Genomic DNA, 3,465 nt, shown 5'->3' with positions numbered 1-3,465 from the left:
GTTCATGAGGGTGTGGAGGCTGTTGTTGACCCGGTCGGTGGGGTGGGGCGACCGTACCGCCTGCCAGAGGTGGTAGCCGCCGCCGGCCAGCAGGACGGCGGTGAGGGTCCAGGTCATTGCGGGGATATTGAACACGCGGATCACGCCCTCACTACGGGGGTCGGGTTTGGTTTTGGATGGGGAAAAGAGTCGGTCCCCGATACTGCCCGTGGGCAGTATCGGGGGCCGGCTGTCAGCATTATTCCTTCTCCAACTCCAGTTTCTTTCCCAGCTCCAGTTCATCGAGCTCCTGGTCCAGGTCACCGGAGGCATGCTGCCGCTCCATGTCCCGAACGGCCTCGAGGTCGATCGGGCGTAGCGGCGCGGGGTCCTCTTCGTCCAGGACGGGGCCGTGGCCGTCGTCGGCGAGGACGACGTGGCCGATGGTTTCGTACTTGAGCGGGTCGTTCTTACGGAAGTAGAGTGCCAGGCCTGCGCCGGTGACGAAGAGCGCGCCGGCGATGTAGGGGATGAGCTTGAACAGCAGGGACGACGATGCGGGTCCGGCAGCCGTGTCCAGGTTCAGGCACATCATGATGACCACCCCGAGCATCCCCGCCCCGCCGATGATGGGAGCAACCTTGGTGCGCCAGAAGTTTTCCTCCGGATGGTGCTTGCGGAAGTAGTTGAACACTGCCGCCATGGTTACGGTCTGCACAATCACCAGCATGAATGTCCCAAGGATCGCCAGAAGGGCGAAAACATCCAGGTAGGGGTCCTTGTTGAAGAACCAGAATCCGAGGATCCACAGGATGGCGATACCTGTCTGGAGGAACGACGCGACGTGGGGCGATCCGTGCTTCTTGTGGGTCCTGCCAAGTGCGCCGGGCAGGATGCCTTCGCGTCCGAGGGAGTACATGTAGCGTGATGCTGCGTTGTGGAAGGCCATGGCGCAGGCGAAGGATCCGGTCATCATCAGCCATTCCATGACCAGGACCCAGCCGTGGCCGACAAAGACGTCCGTGGGGTGGAAGAACATGTCCAGGGGGTTGGCGCTTTGCGCCAGGGCGATCGCGCCTTTCGCGCCGTTGCCGGCGACGGACATCCAGGAGACGAACGTGTAGAAGACGCCGACGCCGGTGACCGCGATCATGGTGGCGATCGGGATGATCTTCTTCGGGTTCTTGGATTCCTCCCCGTACATCACCGTCGACTCGAAGCCGGTCCAGGACCAGAATGCGATGAACATGGCCAGCCCGGGCGCGGCGGTCTGCAGCCCGTTGGGTGAGAACGCAATGGCTGGGTTCAGTGTCTCTGGCATCAGCCCGTCGGGGCCGCCGCCTTGGAAGAGGACGCCGAAGGCCATGATGGCCAGGATTGCGATCTCCGTGAACAACAGCAGGGTCAGGATTTTCGCGGCCATGCTGATCTCAAAGAAGGTCAGGAAGCCGATGATCAGCAGGCCGCCCACGGCGAAGACTACCCAGTGGATGTCCAGGCCCAGCTGGTCCTTGAAGGCCAGATGACCGAAGTAGGAGAAGATACCGATGATGCTGGCTTCAAAGACGATGTAGCCGAAGGTCACCATGAAACCGGTTCCGAGGCCGAGCACGCGCCCCAGACCGCGGGAGATGAAGCCGTAGAACGCGGCCGTAGAGGTCACGTAGCGGGCCATCGTGACATAGGCGATCGCAAAGACCGACAGGATCACCGTTGCCCAGATATATGTTGCCGGGGTTCCGGTGCCGACACCGAAGCCGACCGAAATCGGGACGTTACCGCTCATCACCGTGATGTGCTGCAGTGTCCGGTGGTGGTTCCCCTGGTTTCGGTGGGGAGGTTCAGGGTGGGGTTTTGGTTGAAGAAGCCGTGGGGTTCGAGCATGAAGCCGATGTTCTGGCGGGGCATCACGGGCCAGTCTTCGAGGCGGACGACGTGGTGCATGCCGAAGGTGTACCAGACCACGAGGTCCTGATCGACGATGTTCCGGTCTTGCCTGGTCCAGATGTGCAGGCCGTCCTCGGCGCCGGTGGACTGGTTCGGGTATTCGCCGGCGGCGAAGCGTTCGGTCCGGTCGTAGGCGGTGACCCAGAGGTTGTTCCGGGCGAACTGGGCGCGTTGGGAGACGTAGGAGTCCTCGCCGGCGGCGAGCTGGATGCCGTCGGTGGGGATCAGCCGGTAGGCGACCGGTTCGTCCACGATGTTCCTGGACTCGCGGTTGGCGATCTTCCAGAACCGGTGCTTGGCGGAGTCGGTTTTGCGGATCGCTGCCTGTTCGGTTTCCAGGAGCCGGTCCACGGCCTTGAACGCGGTGTGTGTGGGGTTGTGCTCGGGGTATTCCATGTCGACTTCGTAGACCGCGTTGTTGACCCCGTCGATTTCGAAGTCCATCCGGACGTTGAACATGTGCTGGTGGATGGGTGCGTAGAGCCCGTCGTTGTTCAGGGACTGCCCGTACGGGCTCTTCTGGCCGGGTTTCTGGCCGGCGGTGGAGAGGATGCCGGTGGCCTTGACCAGGAACTCGATGGACCCGTCCAGGTACAGGTGCCAGTAGAAGGCGTACTCGTAGTTCGCGACCGTGGCGATGAAGGAGATCACGAGCTTGCGGTTCCGGCGGGTTTCGGCGGTGCCCTCGCGGAAGTCGAAGTGCTTCCACAGGATCGAGTCGTCTTCCTCGTGCATGCAGATCGCGTTCTCGATCGTCCACGGGTTGCCGTGGGAATCCACGCTGTTGCCGTCGAAGTACTTGATCTCGCCCAGGCAGTCACAACCCAGGGTCAGGGAGTTGGCCATGTTGCCGATGTTGTACTCACCGGAATCGAACGCGTTCTTCTTCGCCTGCACCGGGGCGGTGTCACCGTACGGGACGACCATTTCCGAGAGCGAGGCACGGTTGATCACCGGACGCTCCACGCCCTGGTCACGGAACTTCAGCTGGTGCAGGACCAGGCCTTCACGCGGGGTGAACCCGACCCGGAAGGACCAGTCGGCCCACTGCACATGGTTCCCGGTGACCTGGAACGAGGCGCCTTCGGGCTGGGTGATCTCAATCGGCTTCAGATCCGTGCGGGCCGGACCGACGTACTTGGGCAGGTAATTGCCCCGCGCGGCCGGGACCGGGATCGCCTCGTCGTCTTCGACCCTGACGACCTCACCGGAGGACAGGTCATAGAAGACAATGAAGTTCTCGATCGGGTGCGCGTACGGGCTGTCCTCGGGTTCGTCCCGGACGAAGACCAGGGCACGCATCAGGCGCCGGCCCTCGGCGTCCTCACCGAAATACCCCACCGACCACGGCTCGAAGCAGACCAGGTCCAGGTCCGTCAGGCCCCGCCTGGCAAGAGCGGCAATAACACCCGGGTCCTTCCGGCACCCTTCCTCACACTCGGCAAACTCATCAAGCATGAACGGGGGCTGAACGTTGGCAGCGAGCTGCCTCCACGCATCAACAGTGCCCGAATCAAGATTAACAACCGCCTCGTACGA

Annotated in this window: 2 protein-coding genes; both read right to left on the bottom strand. The window is 62.6% G+C overall.

Annotation, left to right across the window (positions count from 1 at the left end; genetic code table 11):
• Positions 1–238: 238 nt before the first annotated feature.
• A complete protein-coding gene (locus AC1DFE_RS23975; protein ID WP_476908321.1) occupies positions 239–1,765 on the bottom strand; it encodes an APC family permease in 1,527 nt (508 codons plus the stop codon).
• On the bottom strand, positions 1,765–3,465 hold a 1,701-nt coding region (locus AC1DFE_RS23970; protein WP_476908320.1), incomplete at its 5' end, for a primary-amine oxidase. The genes AC1DFE_RS23970 and AC1DFE_RS23975, both read right to left, overlap by 1 nt.

The organism is Arthrobacter sp. 05T423 (assembly GCF_056396245.1).
The sequence above is the reverse complement of the archived record's forward strand: the minus strand, read 5'-3'. Positions and strand labels throughout refer to the sequence as shown.

Coding starts and splice junctions, on each gene's coding strand:
- AC1DFE_RS23975 (WP_476908321.1), bottom strand. CDS start 1,765: ATGAGCGGTAACGTCCCGATTTCGGTCGGCTTCGGTGTCGGCACCGGA.